Source organism: Paenibacillus sp. J14, assembly GCF_000518465.1.
Lineage (GTDB): Bacteria > Bacillota > Bacilli > Paenibacillales > Paenibacillaceae > Fontibacillus > Fontibacillus barengoltzii.
Genome location: NZ_JADQ01000002.1, coordinates 126,971 through 152,366, shown reverse-complemented (window position 1 = coordinate 152,366; position 25,396 = coordinate 126,971). Strand labels below are relative to the sequence as shown.

The 25,396-nt window shown below is 55.7% G+C and carries 21 protein-coding genes; 7 read left to right on the top strand and 14 right to left on the bottom strand.

Annotated features, from left to right (window positions below):
• Window positions 1–221: 221 nt before the first annotated feature.
• A complete protein-coding gene (locus M891_RS24515; RefSeq protein ID WP_232228257.1) occupies window positions 222–1,298 on the top strand; it encodes an LCP family protein in 1,077 nt (358 codons plus the stop codon).
• On the top strand, window positions 1,291–2,598 hold the full coding sequence (locus M891_RS0101320) for a glycosyl hydrolase family 28-related protein (RefSeq protein WP_028537532.1): 1,308 nt from the start codon (window positions 1,291–1,293) through the stop codon (window positions 2,596–2,598). The genes M891_RS24515 and M891_RS0101320 overlap by 8 nt, the downstream gene beginning before the upstream one ends.
• A gap of 1 nt (window position 2,599) precedes the next feature.
• Here M891_RS0101320 and M891_RS23095 read toward each other — a convergent pair whose 3' ends face one another.
• The 7 genes from M891_RS23095 to M891_RS0101280 form a co-directional block, all read right to left on the bottom strand.
• On the bottom strand, window positions 2,600–4,024 hold the full coding sequence (locus M891_RS23095; protein WP_051416793.1) for a sugar transferase: 1,425 nt from the start codon (window positions 4,022–4,024) through the stop codon (window positions 2,600–2,602).
• Window positions 4,002–5,228, bottom strand: a complete 1,227-nt coding sequence (locus M891_RS23090) for a glycosyltransferase family 4 protein (protein WP_051416792.1) — start codon at window positions 5,226–5,228, stop codon at window positions 4,002–4,004. Before M891_RS23090 ends, M891_RS23095 begins: the two co-directional genes overlap by 23 nt.
• A complete protein-coding gene (locus M891_RS23085) occupies window positions 5,225–6,466 on the bottom strand; it encodes a glycosyltransferase (protein WP_232228256.1) in 1,242 nt (413 codons plus the stop codon). The genes M891_RS23090 and M891_RS23085 overlap by 4 nt, the downstream gene beginning before the upstream one ends.
• A complete protein-coding gene (locus tag M891_RS0101300) occupies window positions 6,463–7,878 on the bottom strand; it encodes a lipopolysaccharide biosynthesis protein (RefSeq protein ID WP_176222456.1) in 1,416 nt (471 codons plus the stop codon). The genes M891_RS23085 and M891_RS0101300 overlap by 4 nt, the downstream gene beginning before the upstream one ends.
• Window positions 7,879–7,911: 33 nt before the next feature.
• The gene (locus M891_RS0101290; protein WP_028537530.1) at window positions 7,912–8,598 is read right to left on the bottom strand and encodes a YveK family protein; all 687 of its coding nucleotides are present in this window, start codon (window positions 8,596–8,598) and stop codon (window positions 7,912–7,914) included.
• An 11-nt stretch (window positions 8,599–8,609) separates the two neighbouring features.
• The gene (locus tag M891_RS23080) at window positions 8,610–9,668 is read right to left on the bottom strand and encodes a polysaccharide deacetylase family protein (protein WP_051416791.1); all 1,059 of its coding nucleotides are present in this window, start codon (window positions 9,666–9,668) and stop codon (window positions 8,610–8,612) included.
• Window positions 9,669–9,804: 136 nt separating this feature from the next.
• Window positions 9,805–11,076 (bottom strand): glycosyl hydrolase family 28-related protein, encoded by a 1,272-nt coding sequence (locus M891_RS0101280; RefSeq protein ID WP_028537529.1) that lies wholly within the window; start codon window positions 11,074–11,076, stop codon window positions 9,805–9,807.
• A gap of 560 nt (window positions 11,077–11,636) precedes the next feature.
• Here M891_RS0101280 and M891_RS0101275 point away from each other — a divergent pair.
• Window positions 11,637–11,801, top strand: coding sequence for a hypothetical protein (locus M891_RS0101275; protein ID WP_157268733.1), 165 nt, complete (start codon window positions 11,637–11,639; stop codon window positions 11,799–11,801).
• A gap of 54 nt (window positions 11,802–11,855) precedes the next feature.
• On the opposite strand, the gene M891_RS0101270 is transcribed toward M891_RS0101275, so the two are convergent.
• From M891_RS0101270 to M891_RS0101255, 4 genes are all read right to left on the bottom strand, one after another.
• Entirely contained in the window at window positions 11,856–12,935 is a 1,080-nt protein-coding gene (locus tag M891_RS0101270; protein WP_028537527.1) for a DUF58 domain-containing protein, read from the bottom strand.
• 3 nt (window positions 12,936–12,938) lie between these two features.
• The gene (locus M891_RS0101265) at window positions 12,939–13,916 is read right to left on the bottom strand and encodes an AAA family ATPase (protein WP_028537526.1); all 978 of its coding nucleotides are present in this window, start codon (window positions 13,914–13,916) and stop codon (window positions 12,939–12,941) included.
• Between the two features lie 93 nt (window positions 13,917–14,009).
• Window positions 14,010–14,354 carry a thioredoxin family protein gene (locus M891_RS23075; protein ID WP_232228255.1) on the bottom strand — a complete coding sequence of 115 codons (345 nt, stop codon included), beginning with the start codon at window positions 14,352–14,354 and terminating at the stop codon, window positions 14,010–14,012.
• 123 nt (window positions 14,355–14,477) lie between these two features.
• Complete coding sequence (locus tag M891_RS0101255; RefSeq protein WP_016313752.1) at window positions 14,478–14,900, bottom strand: VOC family protein; 423 nt, start codon at window positions 14,898–14,900, stop codon at window positions 14,478–14,480.
• A gap of 148 nt (window positions 14,901–15,048) precedes the next feature.
• Here M891_RS0101255 and M891_RS0101250 point away from each other — a divergent pair, with 148 nt between their 5' ends.
• Window positions 15,049–16,008 carry a helix-turn-helix transcriptional regulator gene (locus M891_RS0101250; protein WP_028537525.1) on the top strand — a complete coding sequence of 320 codons (960 nt, stop codon included), beginning with the start codon at window positions 15,049–15,051 and terminating at the stop codon, window positions 16,006–16,008.
• Window positions 16,009–16,016: 8 nt separating this feature from the next.
• Here the strand turns inward: M891_RS0101250 and M891_RS0101245 are convergent, their stop codons facing one another.
• On the bottom strand, window positions 16,017–17,942 hold the full coding sequence (locus tag M891_RS0101245) for a beta-N-acetylhexosaminidase (RefSeq protein ID WP_028537524.1): 1,926 nt from the start codon (window positions 17,940–17,942) through the stop codon (window positions 16,017–16,019).
• 46 nt (window positions 17,943–17,988) lie between these two features.
• Window positions 17,989–18,849, bottom strand: a complete 861-nt coding sequence (locus M891_RS0101240; protein ID WP_028537523.1) for a helix-turn-helix domain-containing protein — start codon at window positions 18,847–18,849, stop codon at window positions 17,989–17,991.
• A gap of 142 nt (window positions 18,850–18,991) precedes the next feature.
• On the opposite strand from M891_RS0101240, the gene M891_RS0101235 reads away from it, so the two are divergent.
• From M891_RS0101235 to M891_RS0101225, 3 genes are all read left to right on the top strand, one after another.
• Window positions 18,992–20,050, top strand: a complete 1,059-nt coding sequence (locus tag M891_RS0101235; RefSeq protein ID WP_028537522.1) for a Gfo/Idh/MocA family protein — start codon at window positions 18,992–18,994, stop codon at window positions 20,048–20,050.
• Window positions 20,051–20,080: 30 nt separating this feature from the next.
• Complete coding sequence (locus M891_RS0101230) at window positions 20,081–20,959, top strand: sugar phosphate isomerase/epimerase family protein (RefSeq protein ID WP_028537521.1); 879 nt, start codon at window positions 20,081–20,083, stop codon at window positions 20,957–20,959.
• Between the two features lie 257 nt (window positions 20,960–21,216).
• Window positions 21,217–22,074 (top strand): sugar phosphate isomerase/epimerase family protein, encoded by an 858-nt coding sequence (locus M891_RS0101225; RefSeq protein ID WP_028537520.1) that lies wholly within the window; start codon window positions 21,217–21,219, stop codon window positions 22,072–22,074.
• Window positions 22,075–22,611: 537 nt separating this feature from the next.
• Here the strand turns inward: M891_RS0101225 and M891_RS0101220 are convergent.
• Window positions 22,612–25,347, bottom strand: a complete 2,736-nt coding sequence (locus M891_RS0101220) for an alpha-mannosidase (protein WP_028537519.1) — start codon at window positions 25,345–25,347, stop codon at window positions 22,612–22,614.
• Window positions 25,348–25,396: the final 49 nt, after the last annotated feature.

Below are 25,396 nucleotides of genomic sequence, written 5' to 3'. Positions count from 1 at the left end.
ATCGGCGTTTGCCCCATTTCCACCACCTTATGTAGGTCAAGTCCAAAATAGACTTGGTAAAATACTGGAAATTCGTCATTTATGCACGCGGATCAGTCACTTTGACGGTGGCTTGGCTGATCCTTTCGTTCCGAGCATACCGTGCGGATTTCACGAATATACTGCTATGAAACCTTTTCGCGAGATCTACTCGATTTGATAGAGACGGAGTGGAAAAACGAATGAAATTCAAAATCCCCAAAAAAGTGGCAATCCCGGCGATTCTTCTACTCCTTGCGGCTTGCGGACTGCTGGCCGCCTATTTGAAATACGAGCCCTCACGGCATTTTCGAGGCACCGACATCCCGGTATTGGCTACACCAGAACAGATCGGTGGAGTTGGGGTGTCAGATACGGAGGAAGCTGTTAACGGCGATACGACAAGCTTTGGACTAACCGGTGTGAAAGACAACGAGACGGCCGGAAAAGCTTCTGCGGCGAATCCTTCCTTCGCGGAGATTCGTGGAGCCCGGGGCAGCTTTAACCTGCTGCTGCTCGCCACCGATGCCCGGGCAGAGGAAGCTTCGCGCACCGATGTGCTGATGCTCGCCCATGTCAATCCGGAGGACAACACCGTCAACCTTGTATCCATCCCCCGCGACACCCGGGTTCATCTTCCCGGCATTGGGCTGACCAAGATCAATCATGCCCATGCGATGGCGGAAGCCAGCGGCAAAGGGAGCCACGCCGGCACCCTCGCTGCAATTCAGGCCGTCAGCAATTTATGCCGCTGCACCATCAACTATTACATCAAAACGAACTTCAGCGGATTTGAGCATTTCATTGATACGATCGGCGGCATCGACGTGAAGCTGGAGGCTCCCGTTAAGCTGACCTACAATGATCGGACTCTGCCTGCCGGAGAACAACACTGGGACGGTGAAACGGCGCTCAACTTCGTCCGCGAGCGCAAATCACTGGAAGACGGCGACAACGCTCGGCAACGTAATCAGGCACTTGTTTTGCAGGCGATTGCCCGCAAGCTGCTCGTTCCGGATAACCTGACCCGTCTGCCTGAGCTGATCCGGCAAGTGAAGGAAGACATTTTGGACACCAATCTGACCGATACCGATATGCTCAGCCTGGCCTGGATGGTTCGCAGCATTGACCCGGAGGAGATGTATTTTGTGCAGTTTCCGGGGAGCAGCGGGAAAGCGAAGGACCCGTTGGTCGGTGCTGAGCTGTACTACTGCATTCCGGATATGACGGCCTGGTCCGAGATATCTCGTCAACTTCTGGGGGATGAGATCGATGAGTAAAAAATCACCCTGGCCCTATCCCAACGGCCCGTTTCGCCCCAATCGACGCGGCGGTCATCCGCGGCGTCGGCGTCAGAGCCGGTGGCTGCTCCTTGCTCTGTTAGTTTTGGCCTTGTGTTGGGCATTGCTGCTGCGTTGGGAAGCGAACTATCCTTTCCCCGCTCCTACCTTCAACGTGAAAGAAGCCGGTGCCAAAGGCGACGGCCTCACAGATGATACTGCTGTTTTTCTGCGCGTTCTTCGACAGGCTGCGGCGACCGGTCATCACACGACCGTCCTCGTCCCCCCTGGTACGTATTTGCTCGCTCTGGACGAGCCGCTGCCGATTTACAGCGGCGTCACCCTGCGCGGTCTGGGCCGGCCTGTCCTGAAATTCCGTGCGATCACCGGAGCCCGGTACGGCTTTGAAGCGATCTCTGTCCAGGGGCACAAAATCCGTATCGATGGCATCGTAATCGACGGCGGTTCACGGCTGACCCGTGGGATCAGCGTGCACCGCGGATCATCGAACGTGCAAATTGTCCATAGTACGATCCAAGACTTGAACCAGCCGGCTGATCGCCAGCACCCGCTGTCCACGACCGTCGTCGCCGGCATTATGATCTATGGCGACACCGTGGACATCAGCATCCTTGGCTCCACAATCACCGGAATCTCCGCGAGAGAAACCACCCCCGTCGCAAGGGGGATCATGGTTTGGAGCGAACCAGGGCGCACGATCGCCCGCCGCGTTAGTATTACAGACAACCTAATCTCTTATATTACCCCGCGAGAGGATGCGGACGGTATCTATTTTGATCAGCCGCCTGCTTCTTCGCCGCGATCAGATTCGGTCGTCTCGGGGAACATCCTCCACCACACCGCCAAACGCGGCATTAAAATCTCCGCCCCCGGCGTTCTTGTGAAAAACAATCGCATCCTTAACCCTTACTCCGGAGATAACCACTATCTCGCCACGCCCAATGACCAACTGCCGCAGGACATGTACGCCGCCATATCTGTATATGCCGGTGATGTGACCGTATCCGACAATACGATCGGGGGGCCTGGCAGCTTCTATGCTGCGATTGAAGCCAATATTGAATCGTCCGGCGGCATCGTCATCGAGCGCAACCTCATCGAAAGCAGCGATGGCCAGCCCTTCCCCGGTTCAAGCGGGATCCGCCTCGACCAAATCGGCAGCTTCCGCATCACCGGAAACGTCATTACCGGCGCGGAAACCCCCATCCGCTTGTCGAAGGAGGCTAAGGCCGCGCTGGCATCAGGGGAAGGAACGCTGACAGACAATACTGCCAAGTAATTCATTTCATTTGGAGGCCGGTGGAGGCATTTTCACGATCGATCCCCGCTGCCGTGGGCGTGGCAACAACGCAACCCTCCACTCCTCTGGCTTGCTCCCGTTGAAGAACGACCCGGATCGTCTGGAACAGAATCTTCAGATCGAGCAGCAGCGAATATCTTTTGATGTACATCAAGTCGTAACGCAGTTTGTCGCAAGGAGTAGTGGCATACCCCGCCATCACTTGGGCATAACCCGTTAACCCCGGCTTCACCATCAGCCGATACGTGTAATGCGGCAGCTCCTCTTTAAACTGGTTAATAAAAAACGCCCGCTCCGGCCGCGGCCCAACCAAGCTCATATGGCCAAGCAGCACATTAAACAGCTGAGGCAGTTCATCAATCCGGGTGGCGCGCATCCATTGGCCCAATCGGGTCACCCGGGTATCGTTGCGCCCGGCCAGCACCGGCCCGGTCGCGGCTTCTGCGCCATCCACCATGCTGCGGAACTTGTATAGCGGGAACGGCTTTTCATGCAACCCAATGCGCTCTTGAACATACAGCGCCTTCCCTCGCGACGTCAGCGGGATGAGCAGGAACATCGCAAGCATCACAGGGGATGCGGCAAGCAGAAGTAGCGAAGACACCGTCAAATCAAACAGGCGCTTGAACAGGCGCTCCGGCAGCGTCAGCTGCGGCGGCAGCAGTGAATACACCAGCAAGTCGCCAATTTGCTGCGGCTCGGCATCGGCGAGATACAGCTCATAAAAATCAGGAACGATGACCACTTCCATATTTCTCTTCCCTGCGGCCTGAACCCAGGCTGCTTTCGTTTCGGGAGGCAATCCCGGCCCGAGGAGCAGCGTCTCCATCCCTGCCCATGTCTGCTCCGGCAATCCTTCGCCCGTCCCCTCACGATCCGTACGTACAATCCGCTCAACGCGGAACCAGGGCTTGCCCTGTTCCAGCATGCGGCCCAGCACTTCTTCATCAGGGGCTTCAGCGCTGACCACGGCCAACGTCTTTTTGCGGGTAAATCCTTTGCTCTGGATGTAAAACAACAGCCAGCGAAGACCAAAGGATAACAGCAGCTGGGCGGCAAATGTGAAGAGTAACCGACGCGGGGGCAAGCTGAACCATTGGCTCGCATAACTGATCACAATCAGCTCCGCAGCAACGAATAACTGGGCTAGTATGAGATTCCATAGAAATTGCGCCGGCTTTCGCCGTCCTGCCAAATCGTATAAGTTAAAAAAATAGTACGTCATCACCGTTAGCATCCCTATCCACGGCGCGCTGCGGAACGGTGAATCCCCCAGTGTGCCGGGCTGGCTCCAACTCCCTTGCAGCAGCAACCCGGTAACCAGCCAGTAGCTGGCGTATATCGCCAGCAGATCAAGCAGGAGAAGCCCCGCCTTCATCCCGTTATTCCGAAACAGCTTGACCATGAATCTCTTCCCCCTCCGCGTTCACCAAACACGGCTGATCCTCCCAAGCTTCTTCCTGTTGAAGCCCCCCCAGCTGCGCATACATCGCCGCCACTTCTCGGCGAATTTGTTCCAGATCGTACAGCTGCGCCAGCTTGCGGCTGTACTCGCCCATACGCCGCCGCATTCCGGCGTCCTGCTGCAGCCGCGCGAGCGCCTTGGCCGTGGCGGGCACGTCCCCCACCGGAACGAGGTAGCCATTGCGGCCGGGGGCGACGAGATCACGGCTGCCGCGCACCGCCGTAGCTACCAGCGGCTTGCCGGCGGACAACCCCTCCAGCAGCGCTTTGGGCAAGCCCTCGCGCTGCGACACGAGCGCCAGGACGTCCGCAGCTTGCAGCAGCTGCGGCACGTCGCGGCGATAACCGAGGAAGCGCACAGCCTCGGCTAAGCCGGACTTCGCGGCGAGCTGCCGATACCACGCTTCCTCTCGACCCACTCCGGCCAGCATCAGCACGGCCGGGACGCCGCGGCGCCGAAGCTCCGCAATCGCTTCAATCAGCTGCGCTTGATTTTTGTTGCGGTTCAGCTCCGCAATGCACAGCACGGCGAAATCGTCAGGGGCTAAGCCGAACTTGCGGCGTTGCTGCTCGCGATCTCCATCCCCCAAGGCCGCGTCCGAATACAAAGTCAGATCGACGCCAACCCCGGGGACGTAGACGCTGCGGCCACGCACCGGAAAGGCCTCCGCCCGCCGGGCATCCTCCCGATTGATCGTCACGAGAAGATCGGTCCACCGAGATAAGAAACGTTCCATCGGATAATACAAAAGCCAATTCATCCAGGGCGCCCCGGTATAAAAGTGAAAACCGTGGGCGGTATAAACGATTTTAGGATACGGACGGCCTGCCAGCAGGGCGGCGATTCGGCAGACCACACTTGCGTTAGGCGTATGCACGTGAATCAGGTCATACCGTTCCCGCTGGATCCAGCCCACGAGTGCTCGAAGGGCCCGAACATTCCTGGAGGCCAGCGGGCTGCGGCTAAACGGAAGATCCCGGCACGTAAAACCGGCGGCGTCCACCTCTTCCCGACCGTGATCCGGGGCGGCATAGGCATGGACGGTAAACCCGGCATCCCGTAGATCGCGCATAAAAGGCAGATGGAACGCTGCCAAATGGGCGTATACCGTTGCGATATAAGCGGCTTTTCGCGTTTTCGTCATCCTTCATGCGCCTCCTTGGACAACATCCGGGCAGAAGGCAGCCTCCGGCCGGATGCCTGCTCGTATAGCTCGATCCATTTCCCGGTGACACGGGAATTGTCATAATGAGCTGCAGCATACTCCCACCCGCGCTGCCCCATGGCCCGCCGCTCCTCCGGCGGTAAGGCCATCAACTGCTCCATCGCCTGGGCCAGCGCCCTCGGCTCCTCCGCCGGTACCAAGTAGCCATTTACGCCGTCCAGCACGACTTCGGCATTGCCGCCTACAGCGGTAGCGACGATCGGCAACCGGCTGGCGCAAGCCTCCAGCAATACGATCGGCAACCCTTCCCATTTCGAGGACAGGACAAATCCATCTGCGGCTTGCATCAGAGCCGGTATGTCAGTACGAATACCAAGGAAGCGCACGTAAGCCGATAAGCCCAATTCCGCCGCCAGCTGTTCGACCTGCGGACGTTCCGGCCCGATTCCAGCGATCCATAACACGCTGTTCGCAAAGCGCTGCCTCGCTTCGGCATAGGCTAACAGCATAGCCGGGTAATCCTTCTCCGGAACGAACCGCCCTGCCGCCAACCAGACAAACGGCTCCTGCGGGGCCCCCGCGCGCTCCACAACAGCTCGCTCCCCTTCTGCAGCTGTTCCGGCCCGGACCCTCTCCCCGGGTTCCTCCACCCTTAGCTCCACGCCAAGCTCCGTCCGCAGCTGTCGGCGTTGCCGGGGATCCTCCGCGAAGCGGCTGAGATCGATGCCATTTTCTATCAACCGGAGTTTACGAGGAGACGCGATTTTGCGCTCCGTATATCTGCGCACCGCTTCCTGACTGACTTGGGTGAGCAGGTCTCCCAGCGGATCCGTCATCCGATACAGCAATTCCCGCCGCCAGCCTCCTTCGTTGACGCTGTGTGCCGTGCAGATCAAAAACGGAATACGCACAAACAACCGCGTAACTCGCGCCAAAATATTCGCATGCACCAGATGACTATGGACCACATCGGGACGCATCCGCCAAATCAAGCTGGCTAACCGGAAGATCGCCCGAGGGTCCGGAACTCCTTTTTTCATACCGAGGCTGACGACTTCAATCCCTAGCTCCTTCAACTCCTCCAAGTGCGCTACCGGCGGGATCATCGTAACCAAGCGGACCTCACAGCTCCTCGCCCGAAGTTCGCGGCATAGCATCAGCACTTGGTTTTCCGCCCCTGCATAATCGAATCCGGTGATCACAAATAAGATTTTCACGTTGGTTCTCCACTCCCTCCCGTTACTTGACTGGCAGCAGCTTCAAATCCTTTGCGCTGCGCCCCCTGATATTTCCGCACCGAGTGCCACGACAATCCCAGATGCAGCAAGTATCCTAACGTGGATGCTGCGCTAAACAGCCAGATGGCCATCTCTACCGATTGCTGCGTATGCCAGGTAAAATACATAGAGCCCAATATGAGCACCGTCCGAATGATCTCCCGATACAAATGCAGGTCCTGTCGTTCCATCACATCAATCGTCGATCCCACGGAATTAGCGACAAACTGACTTAAGTACATGATCGAGAGAATACGGATAAAGCTGCCTGACCGGGCCCACTCTTCGCCAAATAGGAACGAGAACATGTAGGGACCTACCCCAACGATGATCAAAATGACTAATGTGCCGAACAGAAAAACGTTGCGTACCGTTTTGCGGAATAAGGGATATAGTTTGTGAGGGTGGTTAATCATGGAGTCGGCGGATTCCGCCAAGTACACGCTGCGGACGGAGGTCATGATCAGCGTCATCGGTGAGCCGAGAATCCGCTGGCAAAGCGCAAACCATCCGGCCACTTGCGGGCCGTAAAACGAAGCAAGAAGAATCGTTGGTATGTACAAGACCACGCTGTTTAGCAGTCCGGCGGTCATCGATAGGAACGGAAACCGTCGGTAACGGTAGGCGCTCTCCTTCAAATCGGCCCACCCTGATATGATGGCCTGGCTTTTGACATCCCGGCGCCAGAGCTTCCATTGCGGCAATAATCCGCCGAATCGGCCGATGATATCGCCGATGATCAATCCTAACGGCCCGAGGTGAAATAAGCTGAGGCCAATTTGTGAGGAAATCTGGCTAATACTTTGCGTATATTTCGTCCGTGCCAGCTGCCTAAAGTACTTTTTACGGATCGACCAGTAATTCAGGATTTGGTAGAACCCGGCGCCGAACAAGCTGACAATAAAGAGCAAATAATAGTGCGTCAAATAAGATTCGTGCAGCCATTCTGACAGCGGCTCCTCCAGGATATGAATACCGAGGCCGCTGGCAATGCTGACTCCGATACAGATGCGCAGGGATAGATTTAGCACATTGGAAGCGGTACGATCGTCTTCCGGCAGGGTGATGGCATTTTCATAGGAGAAGGAAATCACCATCAGCAAGATCCCGATAATTGATTGGTACATCGAGTATGTTCCGTATTCGGTTGGCGAGTAGAGGCGCGTCAGCACCGGCAGCGTCGCTATCACGAGAATCTGGCTGACGACCGTTCCGCTGGCCAACACCGCCACGCTCTTTAGGAAGCCGTCATGTTTGAGCTTCCTAAGTTGGCTGGACACGTTTGGGAGCCGCAGCCGTTCACCAAATTGTCTGATACGGCGGAGACAATGGAAGAAGACTGTTCTGATCATATTTGGCATAAAATCGTCCTTTGATCATATGAATTAGCCCTGCACTTTGTATTTGTCTTCGATCCGAAACAAGGCGTCACTAAGCTCCGGGTAATCCTTCGGCAGATGCCGTTGCGCTTGGCGTCTTTTTCGGCTGCGGATATGTCGAGCGTCCAGGATCAGAGCCAGACTGAGACCTGCAAAAAAACCAATAAAGCTAGCGATGGCGATATTCATTGTTTTGCGCGGGCTGACCGGTTTTTGTGTCTCCTCCAGGCTGGCTAAGTCAAGAATCGAAACGTTAGCTCCCGCCACAATCTCCTTGGATTTGGCGATAAAGGTTTCAGCGAAGGCGTTGGCGATCGCGACCGCCTGCTTTGGATCCTCCCCCGTGTATGACAACATGATGACCAATGTGCCTGGATCCGTGCGGACCTTGATCTTCTTCAGCATTTGAGTAACCGAGTCAGGAGTAGATACTTTCTTCTTCACCTCTGTGGCAACATAACGGCTTTGAATGGTATCTTCATACGTTTTCGTTAGCATCTGGCTGGCTAGGAACTCGTTATATGTGCTCGATTCTGGATTCGAGGCGAGATTGGCGACCAGACTCACGTTAGCCCTGTACGATGGAGCCACCACTTCGTTTAGTAGCACAGCCAGTCCGACACATACCGCCAAGACGATCGAAAAGGCAAGAGCATGTCGCCGCACCGCATTCCACATATCAACCATATCCATCGTTTTTCACCTCATTCGATTAATGCCTGCAAGCTATGTTTTTCGGCATTTTCCTCGGCTTCCTCCGGGATTTCCGCTGCCGGTTGCCCCGCTCCCGCCAAAACCCGTTCACCAAGCTCCTCCATATTCAGGCTAGTCATTCCATATCGCTCAGCCAAATGACGGTAATGGTGAATGACGTTCTCCAGCGAGCGGAATAAATCCTCATCCGCCGCATTGTACGGATGGAGCCACAAATGGTACACCTGCCCCTGCCGGGCAGCATAAGTCATTCCGTCCTTGATCCGCTTTAACCGAAGCGGCTCCAGCCGCTTGAGCGCCCCGGGCGGAGTTCGGAAGAAGAAGCTTGCCGGCAGATCGATAGGCAGCCGCGGCGATACCGAATCTACCGAATACGTATGGTGCCCCGTCAGGTTCACGTAGCTGTCGGCCAGCCGCAGCACCCGGCGGAACCAGGGATCGGACGTTGAATATCCTTCACGGTAAAGGGAGTGACGGGGATTCCCCCGATACGTGACGAAGCCGAGCTCCGGCAGTCGGTGTAAATACTGGCGGCGCAGCTGGTTGCGCGGAAGCACCAGGCTTTGGAGGGAAATCCCCCTTTTTTGGGCGATGGCCACCGCGGCTTGAAGGTCACTGTAAAATTCCTCTGCCGTTTGTCCCTTTTCGCTGCAGTAATAATGGGAGAACGTATGTGAACCGATCGCTTGACCCGGAGTCTGGCGGATTTGCTCTATCAATGATGGGGCAAAGGAAGCGGGGTCCTCTATCTCCCCTTCCCCTGCGGTACCGGCTTCGATCTCGGCGTAGGGGGACAGCCGACTGTCCATATAACTCGGTCTAAGCTCCGGTATGCCCTCCAGAAGCTCACGCTGGTTTGCAAAAAACAGCATCCCCACCGTCGCCCAAGTCGCATGGATACCCGCATTCTTGAACATCTTCAGCATGGGAGGAATCCATTCCCTTTCTTGCAACCATTTCGAGCCATACTCCGCTTTCGTATAAAGATCACGGACTCCCCAATATAATTCGAAATCGAGCGAGATAACTAAAATCCCCGCTTTCCCCACCATTTTTCCACCTCACTTCGGGTCAAGCTGCATGTTCTACCGTCTACCAAGTTGATTGCTATATCGTTTTATATTCAAAGTTATCCCATTTTAGTAGCTGAAATTGTAAAAAAAGCTTGTCGTACTTCTAGAATCTCTATCGAACTACCACATTCTTATTAGTTGACGACGAGGTTCTGACGGCCGTAGCTGCTGTAATTTTGTTTCCTGTGCACGTAATGTTTTTTTGCGTATACCCTTTCAAATAGGTCGTCAGGTCAATTCCGCTGCCCTTCGGCATGCGTATGATGTTATTTTCAATCTTTCCTTTATCAGCATCTTGCCAGGTCCAGATCCCGCGTTCGCCGTTGTTCAGCTCGTTGCCGCGAATTACAAAATCGCGGATATTTCCAAGGCGAATCGATGTCGTTCCTTTAATATCGCTTTGGCTGCCCATGGTGACGGAGTTCCCCAGAATGGAAACGTTTTCGACAAAATCACCTGCTCCGACCTCAATCGCTGCGTAGAAGCTGCCTTTGCCTGAGATTTTGTTTCCCTCTACGACGCTATCGCCGCCATAGATACTAATTGCCGAATACATGTCCGGTGCCAAGCTGCTTTTATTGGTTCCCTTATAGTAATTGTTGTTAAGGTAAGGGTTGTTAATTGTATTGCCGCGGACCGTAACGCCTTTGGCATACACCTTCACCGCCCGTTTGGCACATTCATCAAAGCGGTTGTCGGCAATCAAGCTGGCAACTCCCGTAGCACGGTTCTCGTCCATCGCCGGGTCCTCATAATATATTCCGTCTCCGTCGTCGGCTGGCCCAATTCGATGAATGAAACAACCGGTGATCGATACTTGCCGGGCCGCCCGTTCCTTGCTGCCCCAGGTTGTCGTGACGTAAATTCCTCGAGCCACCAGACCCGCTCCGCCCGCGTTTAGAGCAAGGACGTCAGCAATCTCTGTTCCCTGGATCGTAATCGATTCGGTATTCCCGAGCACCACGATGCCCGACACGACCCCTGTATAATACTCACTTCGCCGGTCAGTGCTATGGGTTGCCCCTTTGACGAGCAGACCTTGAACCGTCACCTTCTTACTCCCCCCAGCGATTGTAAGAACCCGGTTCACTCGCAGATTACCATCAATAACCAAATCGGTCAATAAAATGTTTGACCCCGACACCCGCATTAGTTCCCAACCAAAGCTGTTGGATGCCGCACGAATGATCGACGTACTGCCATCACCCTTTAGCGTGGTGTTCCCTCCAACACTTAACGTCTTAGCTGGATTGACCAGATAGACCCCTTTTGGAAAATAGACCGTATCTTTGGTTTTTGCTGCCTGGTTCAGCGCTTGCTGGATCGCCGCCGTGTCATCCGCAACTCCGTTACCCTTAGCACCAAAATTCTTTACATTTATCATAAACTTCCCTCCTTTTCGTTGGTTGATAATATAGAATGCCAAGTTATTGTGAGAGGGAGCGGCAGAAGCCGTCACGCCGCGCGACGCCTGATCGCTCGCTCTGATGTGGAGGGACAAGCTCAATTGCTGATAATAAGGCATTTTATGCCTTATTGACGTAACATGAGGAACATCACAGATGATATAAAATGTGCTGACATCCACACCCAAAATATCGTTTTTACGATCCTTCTTCCAGATGTGTTCCAGCTGCAAGAAGTAGAATCTATTCCTGAAAATTCCTGATTTCCCACTTTTATAAATTGGAATATAATGTGCTCTAGCAATGATCTTGAGGAGAAACGTCCGTTCCTCTGCTGCTTATTGTTTGCGTCATCCGTTCCTATTGGGATGACATGTTCTAATGCTGATCTAAAGCACGCAAGGCACTTAATAACGTAAACAGAGGGAACCTATGGAGGGCCCAACGCATTACCAGCTTTGTCTTTCCCCCTGATATTACCGATGTTCGTCCGTTTGTATGGAGCGGCTATATTGCAGAGGTGAAATATACCTTCATCATGAAGCTCCCTTACTCGCTAGATCAGGCCAGCACGGAGATCCGTGCGAAAATCAAAAAAGCGACTGCCGCCGGCTACCGGTCAGCGCTAACCCAGAACATGGGCGAGGTCTATCAGTGCCTGGAGGGAACGGAAACACGCCAGTTAGGTGATGGGAAGCAGTAAAAAGAAGAAGCGCCGGCTTTATATCCAGCGCTTCTTCTATATCTCTTGCAGCTGTTACACCACCGCAGGAATATCCATCCACTCTACACCGTTGCCGTTTTGCCGCAGAATTTCGGCGGTTTCCACCAGCTTCTCACCCCGGTGGCAGGAGATGATCAGATAATCGGTATCGGTTGTGCCTGCCTCCAGCTCGATTTCCAGCAATCGGATCATCGAGACGGTTTTGTCCAGCACCATCCGGGCCAGCGTCTCAAGCAGCAAGGTGAACTGGTCTGCGGAGGCATACGGTGCAATCCGAATCGGCTCCCTTGGCCCGTCCGCCAAGCATGCATTGCAGGCGAATCCCGCCGCCAGACCGCTGCGGAGCGCATGCTCGGCCACAGTCGCCGCGTAACGGATTCCCAACTCAATGCGCTCCGGTTCGATAACCGTCTTCCACATCGAATCACTGGTCTCCAGGTTGAGGCAAATCATCAGCCGATGGTCGGCTGTATAATCACGTTGATGCACCTGCAGCTTGCCGGTGCGAGCCGTTGCCTTCCAGTTGATGCTGCCCAGCGGGTCGCCAGCCCGGTACTCACGGGTGCCCGCGGTCAGGAACGGATCCTCCACGATCCAACGCCGGACAGGCAGTTCCCCCAACCAGCTGTGATTGGGCAGCGGCAGTTCCTTCAGCTCCAGAATTCGCGGGTACACTAGCAGTTCAAGATCCAGCGGGAACCGCTTGACCTCGGCGTTCATCCCAAACGGATCCCCCGTCGTCATCGTGGCCGATTCCAACCGGTACCATCCCCGGCGCGAACAGATCACTTGGTGGCGCCGCGTGATTTGCCGGTACGGCCGCAGATGGAACAAGCTGCTGTGGTTCTGATAGATCTCCCCGGCATGGATGTTCAGGTTGCTCTGCCGCCCAAACGTCAGGCCGGCAGCGATACTGGATTCAAGCCGAAGCCACGGCAACGGCAGCAGCTTGGCGTTCGCGATCACCTCGACCATTTCGACGGTGTCCCCTTCAAACACCGCCCGTTCCGTAAAGTAGCGCCGATAACGGACGCCCTTCAACGCTCGCCAGCGGTAAATGAACGCCAAAGCCGCAATGATCCCTACGGCGCTGATCAGGAGCCAAGGCAACATCGGTTAGTCCCCCTGCTGGCCCTGTGCCGCCAGCACCGCTTCAGCCGGAACCTCCACCTGCTCTAACACCTGGCGCACAACTTCAGCCCCGGGGTTATCCGCACCGCGCAGGCTGTGGCGAAGGAGCAACCGATGCGCCAGCACCGGCACGGCCACCGCCTTGATGTCGTCCGGCGTCACGTAATCGCGGCCCCGAACCAATGCCAATCCTTGCGAGGCGCGGAGCAGGCTCATGCTCGCCCGTGGGCTCGCTCCCAGCTTGACCTCCGGATGCTTACGGGTCGCCTCGGTGATTGCCACGATATACACGAGCAGGTCCTCCGCTGTGCGGACGGTCTGCGTGAACCGCTGCGCTTCCGCCACTTCCGCAGCCGAAGCGACCGGAAGGAGCTCGGCCAGCGGCTGATGCTCCTTGAAGCGTCCCAGAATGGACACGCCCTCATCGGATGTCGGATACCCCATGGCAATCCGCATCAGGAAGCGGTCCAATTGGGCTTCCGGCAGCGGGAACGTGCCCTGCTGATCCACCGGGTTCTGCGTCGCCATAACGAAAAACGGCGCCGCCAGCTCATGCGTCACCCCGTCGATCGTCACCTGCCGTTCCTCCATGCACTCCAGCAAGCTGGACTGCGTCCGCGGTGTCGCCCGGTTAATTTCGTCCGCCAACAGCACATGGGTAAACACCGGACCCGAGCGGAACTCGAATTCGCCGGTCTTTTGATTATAGAAATTAATGCCGCTCAAATCGGATGGCAGCAGGTCCGGCGTAAACTGGATGCGTTTAAACTCGCCGCCCAGCGATTTGGCCAACGCTTTGGCCAGCAGCGTTTTGCCGGTCCCCGGCACGTCCTCCAGCAGCACATGACCGTTCCCAAGCAACGCGGCGAGCAACAAATCCACCACGTTCTCCTTCCCAACTACCACCTCACCGATATTGCGGCGAATCCGCCCGATCATCTCTACCGCTTCCCGCAGTTCCATAGGAAAAACCACCTTCATCGCAAAATTTAGTCATGCGTTGTTACCGCTTTCCAAACGCGATAGCCCAAGGAGGGCTTGGACAGTCTTATCGCCTTACACCCGCAGCCACTCGCTTATGTCTACCACCGAACGCATCGCATATTCCTGCCGGACCGGCACCCCGTCTTCGAGCACGATCAGACAAGGGACGCTGGCGATTCGCCATCGTTCCCGCAGGATCGGGGTAAAGTTGATGTTCAGCTTGGACACCGGAATACAAGGGCCGGACGCCAGGACGATCTCCAGCATTTTTTCCGCCAATTGGCAGGTCCCGCAAAGCGTCGTCACGAAAAATAAAGCCTCCCTGCCGGTACCCGCTTCCTTCCCATCCGGCGCTGTCTCCCTTCTCTTCTCCGCTTGCATCAGCCATTCCTGCTCCGTGATTTCGCGTAAACTCACGGGTCCCCAACTCCTGTCTCTTGGTCTCTAGGTTTCTTTTGACGTAACAGTTATTTCTTATCATAGCATAGGAAAACGGCCCTTTCGTCAAAAAAACGAAAAGGCCGCTTCCGAATCCGGCTTTTATGCCGGGCGTTTCGTAAACACGCAGAAGGTGACGCCAAACTTGTCGGTCACAACACCGTACGCCGGACTGAAGTACATCGGCTGCAGCGGCTGGTGCACCTCTCCCCCTTGCTTCAAACCATCAAATATCCGCTTCGCGTGCTCCGCCGTGTCTATGGTGAGGCACACGGTCACCTGGTTGCCGACGGTATGCGGCTCATCGGGAAACTTGTCCGACACATACATCACGGTGTCTCCCAGCTTCAGTACGGAGTGGGAAATCCGCTTCTGCAGCTCCTCGCTCATCGGCTGCTTCGGCTCCGGCATTTCGCCAAACGTCTCCTTAAAGACCACCTTCGCCTCCAGCATTTGTTCATAGAAGGCGATCGCCTCCGCCGCTTCTCCGTTTAATGCAATTAATGGGCTGGCCGTTAAAATCATCTTCGATCCGCTCCTTTATCCTCATCATTTCCCCCGCACGCATCGGCGCAGGTTCAAGTCCGCTTACTGGACTTTGTACTCAGTGTAGCTCATAATAGTGACAACTATTGTCGTAATTAAAAAAATCACGAACGGAGCTTTAAGTCACATGTCCAAATCGAAACGGCTCATGGAGCTGATGATGACGGTGAATCGCAAACGCAGGTTCACCGTTAAGGAACTCGCCCAAGAATTTGGCGTCTCCTCCCGCACAATCCTTCGGGACCTGCAGGAGCTTAGCGAGCTTGGCGTGCCGCTGTATTCCGAAGTTGGGCCGCATGGCGGATACCAGGTGCTGAACGAGCGAGTTCTGCCGCCGATCGCCTTTACCGAAGAAGAAGCGGTGTCGATCTTCTTCGCCAGCCACGCCCTGCGCCACTATCAATTTCTTCCGTTTGAAACGGAAACGTCCTCCGCGCTGGGCAAGTTCTATCACTATATGTCCAGCGATGTCCGAGATCGGATCGACCAAATGAAAAACCGCGTCGACTTCGTGGCCCCGACGCGGCAATCGGCTTTTCCGTATTTAGGCTTGCTGTTGGAAGCCGCTATCCAACAGCAAGTCCTCCGGATAAACTACGAATCGCGGCGCGGCGTCTCCACCTGCCGTCAGATCCAGCCGGTTGGCATATACGCCAGCGACGGCTTATGGTACTGCCCGGCTTATTGCTTCGAGCGGCGCGATTTCCGCTTGTTCCGTTGCGATCGCATCACCTCAGCTAAGGCTGCTGCAGGGCCCGACGCGCCGGAACCGCTTGACCTGCGCGACATTCATCTCGGCAACTGGGAGGAGCATCTCAGCCGCAAGCCAGCGCTCTTGAACTGCGCAGTTGAGCTTACCCCGCTGGGCGTTGAGGCCTGCGAAGGCCAGTTCATCCGCCGTCACCTGCAGCTTCACATCCGGGAGGATGGCTCCGGCCGGCTGGAAGGGCCGTTCCCAGCCAGCGAGCTGTCATACCTCGCGACGTTCTTTATTGGCCTTGGCCAGGAGGCCACCGTCCTTGAACCGCCGGAGCTGGTGGATTCGATCAAGCGGACATTAAGCGAGCTGTTGGAGAAATATTCGTAAGCGGCAATTTACATCGACAGCGAGCCCGCCGTCGCAATCTGATGATACAAGCCGTTCACATCCAGCGTGCCAAACACGTTGTTCTGGTTGAACACCAAACGCTCAGCTTCCAGCTCTTCCAGCTGCGGCACCCGGCCATTTACGTAGTCCAATAGACGGTCACGCGCCGACGCAGCGCGGCTGAGCACTCCCCCATAGCGGATGTCGAGTACTTCCCAGCCAAACGGCTTGTACGTTCCAAGCCACAGTTCCCGGTGCGCCACACGCAACTCGTCAACCCGGCGGCGCAGCTCCGGCAGCGTCTCGTCGGCGATCCGCCGCAGCCCATCCCGGTCCCCGGCGTCGTAAAGGCGCTTGATCGTTACGCCTAGCGTCGACTTCACAGACAGCGCAGCGGCGAGCTTTTCATAGAAGGCAAACATCGCGGTAAACGGCTCCGTCCATTCGCTTCCCTCTCCGGCAAGATAACCCTGCCATTTCTCAGCCAACCCGGCATAATAGTCCGGCAGCGTCTTTTCCATGCCTTCCACATGCTTGTCGAACAAGCCGATCAGCGGATCTTGCCAGAGCAGGAACTTCGATGGATTCGCGCCGTAATAATTCCCTTCGTGGACCTCCGGCACTTCATCCATCCCCTTCAATGCTTCGAGCGGTCCAAACAAATCAAGCCCCGTGCAAGCGGCCAACCGCTTCTGCAGATGCTCGTCCGTGATCTCGCCGTCATGGTACCCATATTCAGCAAACAACTGCAGGCCCGGCAAAATCACAAAATGATTCGCCTCATTCCCGTTATCGCCCCACGCGGTCGCAAACACTTCCCGCAAGCCGCTCCGTTTGGCAGCACGCAGCGCAGGATGCATGGACGACCACGTTTTGCCGTGGTTCGGGGCCATCAGGTTCCACATATGGATGCCCCCGGCAAAGATCGGCTCCGATCCGAGCAACCGGTGCTTATCGAACACCTCTTTGTACGCATTCTCATCCGTGCCCCAGTAGTTCCAGTACACGAACCGGAGGCCTTTCGGGATCTTGGCCATATTTTCCTCGGAAAAATCCGCCTCCATGTTATACAACCCGCCCTGTACATCGTTTGATAACAGGTTGAAATACATATCGCTCCAGATCATCGGCTCCAGCCCCAGCTTCCCGGTGATCTCCATCACCCGCCCGACATGCTCGTTCATGACCTCGAACCGATCGCGGAAGCCGTTGTCCCGTAAATACCGGCCCAGTCCAACTTGAAACGCTTCGTCCATGCCGATATGGATCCGCTTCGACCGGAATGGCGCCGACGCTGCCCGAATCGACTGCTCCAGGAATTCATACGTGGCTGGCGAGCCCGGCAGCACGATGTCCGGATGGTCGCGCAGCGGCTCGGCGTACTGCCATTTCAGCGCATGAAATAAATGCCCCAGCGTCTGAATGCACGGGATCATTTCGATGCCAAACAAAGCTGCATAATCATCACATTCCCGCAGTTCTTCCGCTGTGTAACGCCCCCGCATATACCCGAAGTAAGGCAGTTCCGGCACTTCGTACGTGTCCTCGGTATACATCATCAGCCCGTTCAGCCCCATCACTGCCATGTAACGCAGCATCTGCTTGATCGCATCCACCCGCATTACCGCGTTGCGCGATGCGTCCAGCATTGCTCCGTTGTAATCGAAGCTCGGCCGCTCCGTGAGGTCAAACGATTCTTTCGTCTTGGCGTGCTCCACAAACAACCCTAAGGCGCGGAAGAAATGAATCTTCTCCACATATTCAATCCGGCCTGTCCCGCCGCTCAGCGTAACCCGCAGCTGTCCCGCATCTGGAGACAATCGTACGACTTCCACCGGTAATCCCGAAGGATCCATTTGGAATCCGAGTTGAGCCTCCAATTCTTTCACACCATGAACTAATTCCTCATCCCATCCTTGAAAAAAAAGCTTCATCCCGTGAACCTCCTCATCAAATGTGTAAACCCCTGCGCCCAGAGACTCACTGTCCACCTTCGCGTCGATAACTTCGCGGCGAACATCCGGTAATTCGCTTGAACACACGCGAGAAATAAAACGTATCCTGATACCCCAGTGATTCGCCGATTTCCTTGACGCTTTTCTCCGTGTTCATCAGGACGTTTTTGGCCTCAGCCACCTTCAGCCGGTGAATGAATTCATTCAGCGGATAACCCGAATATTCGTGCACGATCCGCCGAAGCGTGGACATCGAAATATGATGCCGCGCCGCCAGCTCCTCCGGTGTTGGACCAGCATACAGGGAAGCGGCAATGTCCTCGATGACTTTCATCACGAACCGTCCCCGGTTTCCGGCTTCCGCTTGATCCGCCTGCGATACCAGCTCGTACAGGAACGACTCCAGCATGAGGGAAGCCCGGTCGAGATTGCTTGGCACGCCGCTGTCAATCAACATGAACATGAGCTCCATCCGGTTAATGAGGGATTCATCGATCGTTGCTCTTTTCACCTGCTCGGGGTGCTGCAACCAGCTGCCCAGCCATTCCTCCACCCTTGAACCTTCCACCGTGAAATAATATTCGTCCCAATGCCCTTCCGCGTGTGGACCGTACTGAAACGTTTCGTTCGGATACAGACAGAACCAGGAGCCTGCCGTGACCTCCTGCCTTTCCGCGTTGCCAGCTTGGTAGTACCCGCTCCCGCCCGTGATCACCACAAATGCCCAGTACCGAAACCTCGCGTCCGCACGCTGCATCGTACGCCCGGGCAGATGACCGGCGTTCACGACGGATAACGATTGGATTTTGCGCCGGCTCGCATCCACTGCGGGATTAAACAAACGAATTGGCTCAGGACTGATCATATAATCCAGATATTTTGTCATCCTGAACATTCTCCCTTTTAAATCCCTGTGCTAAATTAGGGGTGCCTAAACATAGATTTGAATAAATAAAACATATCCTAGCGAATGAATGCTCTCATTGTAGCAAACTCGCGCGGAGAACGAAAGGGTGCACTTGCGAAAAATGAGCCAACTGAACATCGGCCTGGTCGGCACAGGTTCCATTTCCGAGTCCCATCTGCAAGCCTACCGTGCCAACCCGCGGGCCAAGTTGCTCGCCATCTGTGACGTGAACGAGGAACGGGCTCGGAGCATGGCAAGCAAATACGACATCCCGCACGTTTACACGGATTACCGCGAGATGTTCGCTAATCCGGAAGTCCAGGCAGTCAGCATCTGCACCTGGAACAACACCCACGCCCCGATTAGTATCGCCGCTTTGGAAGCCGGCAAGCAGGTTCTCTGTGAGAAGCCGCTCTGCATCACGGTGGACGAGGCTCTGCAAGTACAACAAGCCGTCGAGCGGACCGGTAACCTGTTGCAGGTCGGTTATGTACGGCGGCACGCCTCCAACATCGCGGTGCTGAAGAAATTTATCGATGCCGGAGACCTCGGCGAGATTTATTATGCCAAAGCGAGCCTCTTGCGTCGGCTTGGCAATCCCGGCGGCTGGTTCGCCGACAAGTCGCGCTCCGGCGGCGGCCCGCTGATCGACATTGGCGTGCACGCCATCGATCTGTGCTGGTACCTGATGGGCCGGCCGAAAGTCAAATCGGTGAGCGGCAACACCTATGCGAAACTGGGGAATCGTTCGAACATCGAGAACTACTCGTTTTACCAAGCAGCGGACTACGATGCCTCCCTCAACACGGTGGAGGATATGGCCAATGCGTTGATTCGCTTCGAGAACGGTGCGTCACTGCTTGTAGACGTCAGCTTCTCCTTGCATGCGAAGCAAAATTCCGCACTGATCAATATCTATGGCGACAAGGGCGGCGCCGAAATTGAACCGACATTGTCGATCGTGACGGAGCGCCACAACACCATCGTGAATATCGAACCGCAGATTAGTACGCCAGGCTTTGATTTCAGCGGGGCCTTCCAGAATGAAATCGACCATTTTGTCGCTAGCTGCCTGGATGGCATTCCGCCGATCAGTCCGGTGGAAGACGGTGTGGAAATGATTAAAATCCTGAACGCAATTTACGATTCGGCTGCCGAAGGCCGGGAAATTCATTTTTAATCTTATGAAGTCCAAGGAGGCGTGAGCACGATGAAGCTAAATAACAAAATTGGCATTATCGTTGACAGCTTTGGCGTAGGCGTGAAGGAAGGCTTAAAGAAAGCGAAGGAAGCCGGAGCTGACGGCGTACAGATCTATGCCGTTTCCGGCGAGATGGATCCGGAGGTTCTCACTGGGGCTAAACGTAAAGAACTGCGAGATTACATCAGCAGCCTGGGGCTTGAAATCTCCGCCTTGTGCGGCGACCTGGCCGGCCACGGATTTCAAGATGCCGCCGCCAACCCCGCCAAAATCGAAAAGTCCAAGCGCATTCTCGATCTGGCGGTGGAACTGGGCACCAACGTGGTGACTACGCATATCGGCATCGTGCCGGAGGACACCAACAGCCCGATTTACGCAGCCATGCAAGAGGCGTGTGAGGAGCTGGGCGTGTATGCGAAGAGTCTGAACGCTTATTTTGCGATCGAGACCGGACCCGAACCTGCTGCTCATCTAAAAAGCTTCCTGGACACCCTCAGCACCAACGGCGTCTCCGTCAACTTCGACCCGGCCAACATGGTGATGGTCACGGGAGATGACCCGGTTCAAGGCGTCAAAACGCTGCGGGAATACATCGTCCATACGCACGTCAAGGACGGCGTCCGCCATCGCCCAGTGGATCCGCGGGACGTGTACGGCTTCCTTGGCTACGATGCCATGAGCCACGAAAAAATCGCCGATATGGCCGCCTCAGGCGCAGGCTTCGAGGAAGTGCCGCTGGGCAAGGGCAGCGTTGACTTCCCGGCATATTTCGCCGCCTTGCAGGAAATCGGCTACACCGGCTACCTGACAATTGAACGCGAAGTCGGCGACAATCCGGAAGAGGATATCCGTCAGGCTGTGAAGTTTATCCAGTCGTTCCGGGGATAGTTGCCTCTCGGGAAATCATTCGCTCTCTCTGCCTCACGTAACGGACCCAAATGACCTTATTAGCTTATTTCCTGATGATTTCCCGCCGTAACGGACTCCAGCGACCTTATGGACTCTCTACTGCGGCGATTTGATCGGCTCCATCCGAAATAAGGCCTCCTCGGTCCGTTACGTGAGTATAACGCCCTAAAGCAGGCAAATAGCGCTTCTGGAGTCCGTTAGCTTGGAACTATCACTAAAGGAGATGGACCTTTTTTATGAAACTGGGAGTCAGTTCATACAGCCTCTATCAAGCGATGCAGGCCGGATCGATGTCGCTGCTGGAGGTCATCGATTGGGTAGCCGAGATCGGCGGCGAGCATATCGAAATTGTGCCGCTGGGCTTTAACTTCAATGATGATCCGGGTCTCATCGAGCAGATCCGTGAGCGTGCGGCGAAGGCCGGCATCGTCGTGTCCAACTACGCGATCGGCGCCAACTTCATCGTTGACTCGGAGGAGGCTTACCGGGCGGAGATCGCCCGCGTCAAACGCGAGGTCGACTATGCCCATGCGCTTGGCGTGAAGCTGATGCGGCACGACGTCGCCTCCCGGCAGGACACCTCGATCGTCCGGTTCCAGGAGGACCTGCCGCGGATCGCGGACGCCTGCCGAGAAATCGCGGACTATGCCGCACAGTATGGCATCACAACCAGCCTGGAAAACCACGGCTATTACGTGCAGGACAGCGACCGGGTACAAGCGGTAATCCATGCCGTCGACCGGCCAAACTACAAGACAACGCTTGACGTCGGAAACTTCGTTTGCGTTGACGAGAACCCCGTAGTTGCCGTGAAGAAAAACATCAGCTACGCCTCGATGGTCCACGTCAAGGACTTCTATATCCGGCCCGAGAACCGCAACCCCGGCGCCGGCTGGTTCCGCAGCGCAGGCGGCCAATACCTGCGCGGCGCCATCGCCGGCCAGGGCGATCTCGATCTATGGGAGATTCTTCGCATTGTGAAGTCGTCCGGCTACGACGGCTACCTCTCCATCGAATACGAAGGGATGGAAGACTGCCGCCAAGGCACCCGCATCGCCTTCGACAACGTCCGGCGGATCTGGGATGAGGTATAGGCTATACTCGAACTTAACTCGCCCCCGGACAACAGCGCGGTTGAGTGAAGTGAGGTATACGTTGGTATACCTCACTTTTTTTACTAGCTTGTATGAGCTGGATTGAGGAGCCCCTTACTGCAGGTGGCCTCTTTTTAATGATTATCCCCTTGAATTAGGCAGGTGATTATCTAGAGACAAGCGTATGGCCACTTTCTAACTCACCAACTCCTACCCATACCATCCCTATTCTGCTTGGGCTTCACTCACCATTTGAATCCCCTTAACTCTTTTCAACTTCTCTATTTCTGAACAAAAGGGATAATCACATAAAGGGGCTCGGAGACTACATGATGCAGGTCCTTTACATGATTATCCCGATTAATCAGGCGGCAACACAGAGATCCAATCGCCAATCCATCCCCACCTCTCTCTGAACGAAAGGGATAATTACGTAAAGGAGCTCCAGAGACAGCAAAAAGGTTATCCCGCCATTCAAACAGACAATGGCGGGATAACCTTTGTTCTTTTCCGGTACAGGTTCAAACGTTCCCCTGATTACCGGCGAACTCCGATGGTTACGATCTCGCAAGGGCCGGCTAGCAGGGATAGTCCGCCTGCGGCGTTCTTGGCCAGCGGTGCCGCTTCTTCCTCGAGAATCGTTGTTTTATAGAAATGATCGTATGGGATGTTCAAGCCGAGCGTCAGCTCGGATGACTGCTTGCTCATGTTATACCAACGCAACAGCAGGTCGCCGGTCTTCTCGTTCATTTTGAGCGAGGAGAATGCCAGCTCCTGGCCTTCCCATTGGAACGGTGTATACGACGGGGACAAGTTCCCTTCGTGCATTTCCGTTTGGCTGAGCGTCCACGGAATTTGGAACTGGTAAGCTTCCGTAAACGCGCCGGACGTCATACCGTCGCCGTTATGCGGAATCAGCTCCATCCGGGCGGTGTGCACGCCCAGGCACTGTGCTTCCGGCGTCGGGAACAAGCCCCAGTCCCCGAGCTCGCCCACAGAGCGGAGCAACGTCACGGCGATCGTGTTCCGACCGTCGCGCAGCACTTCGTATTCGTTTAAGCCCAGGTTGGCGACGGTCAAACCGGCACCTTCACCGCTCACGTCCACGAATGCTTGCTGATGCTGGGTGTTGCTTGGGTTTTCCCACTCCGGTGCCGGTTCAATGCTCCGTTCAGCGATTTCAAACATCGAATCCACCTGATGTACCGTGGCATTCAGATCGGTTGGGAACAGGGCACGGATGCGATGATCCTTCGCCGTGTTATCAATCGTCGTTTCAATATGAACGCCTTTGCCCGCTACCTCCAACGAAATGACCGTCCGCAGCTTCAGCGTTGTCAGCTTGCTGCTGCGTTGCGCTTTCCGATAAGGATAGTACACCAGCTCGCGCATCTCTTCGTCCAGCTTCTCATCAGCGGACGCTGGGATCTCCCAGTCGTGACTGATTTCCACGGAAGCGCGGTACGGTTCGTCCTCAACGATGCGAATTTGCGCAGCCAGTCCTTTCGTCGTCAGCGGTTTCTCGCCTTCCGGCTGTTTATACATGTACTCGTTACCGATATCTCCGGTGTCTTCATAGATGCCGAGATCCCGGTACACTTGACCAGTCGACTTATCGATCAATGTAAAGGATCCGTCTTCCGCAATTTCCACCTTCAGCTTCTCGTTCTCCATAACCCGGTCGCCCGTGAACAACGAGGCCGGCTTGGTAGCAGCTGCCGCCGATTTCCGGCGCACCCACGCATAAGTGCGCAGCCCCAGGGCAGCTACATCAGCGGCCTGGAACGTCAGCTTCACACGGCGGCACATGTACGGCTGGCGGAACTTGTCGTCCGGCAAATCATAGCCGAACAACAGCCCGAGATCCTCCACCGTACAAGGCACGGTGTTCCCTTGCTCATCGACCAGCTCGCGGCCCGACAGGTCGACCGCCTTCATGCGGCGGCCGGTCTCCTCAAGACCGAGGCCTTCGCGCAAATACAACCGGGCAGCGTCCAGCTCAATGGACACAGTGCCCGTGCGGCTCCAGCCGGTCGTATTAAACACGACCAGCGGCAACGGGTCTTCGCCATACTGGACGAAGACGGAGGTGTTCACCGCATCCGCGATCACCCGCTTGCTGTCGTCGATGAGCGCCTCGGCAACGTGGCGGCTCTTCGCGAAGCGGGTGACCATCTCGCGGTGCACCTCGTCTACACTGCATCCACAGATGCTGTCGTGCGGATGGTTTTGCATTAAGGTTTTCCACGCATACGTAAACAGGTGATGCGGGTAATCCTTCCCGAGCAGATTGGCCATGGAGGCAAGCGGCTCGGCGACTTTCTCCAGCAGGGCCTGGCCGACTTGGTTCATCTGCTTCAGATACACACGCGAGGAGGCTGTGTTCACCAGCGTCCCCCAGCCGTCAGTGCGCTGGCTGCGCAGCTCGCCCTTAACGGTAGACAGCTCGCGGCCTTCCAGTGCTGCTTCCAGCTCGCGCAAATAATCCGGGAAGTTCGAATGAATGAACTTCGTGTCCGGGTACAGCTTCTCCGCCGTACGAATCGCTTCCGGCAGGTCCAGCTGCAGCGGCTGATGATCGCAGCCGTTCATGAACAGCAGCTCGCCAGTGGCTGCGTATTTCTCTGCATCCGCCAGCTTGCGGTCCCAGAACGCTTTTGCTTCCGCTTCATCCACCGGCACCTCGTTGCCGTTGGAATACCAGTTGGCGAACAGGATCCCCAGCACCTTGGAGCCGTCCGGGCCTTCCCAGATTAGCTCAGAGAAGGAGGACTCATACCCGCCGTCGGATACGGTATTGTTGAAGCCAGTCGGCTTCACGCCACGGCCAAAAAACGCATTGCGAATCCCAGATTGCAGCATCAATTGCGGGATTTGCCCAACAAGGCCGAAGGTGTCAGGGAAGTAACCGATCTTCGCGGGCGTGCCGTATTTCAACGCGTCCTGATGACCGATTTGCATATTGCGGATATTCGCTTCCCCGCTCGTCAAGAACGCATCCTGCAAAATGTACCAAGGTCCGATCAGGATGCGGCCTTCGCGGATGTATTTTTCCAGGCGTTCCTTATTCTCTGGCCGTACCTGCAGGTAATCTTCGATGATAATCGTTTGACCGTCGAGATAAAAACTGCGGAACGCTGAGTCGCCGTCCAGCTTATCGAGCAGCGCATCCACCAGCTCAACCAGACGAACGTGATGCTTCTCGTACGGCAGATACCATTCCCGGTCCCAGTGCGTATGGGAGACGATATGGGCCGTTCTTTGCTTGCTCATTTTCTCTAACCCCCCGCTTTCTTCCGTGGTTTGTGATCCTTTATACGAT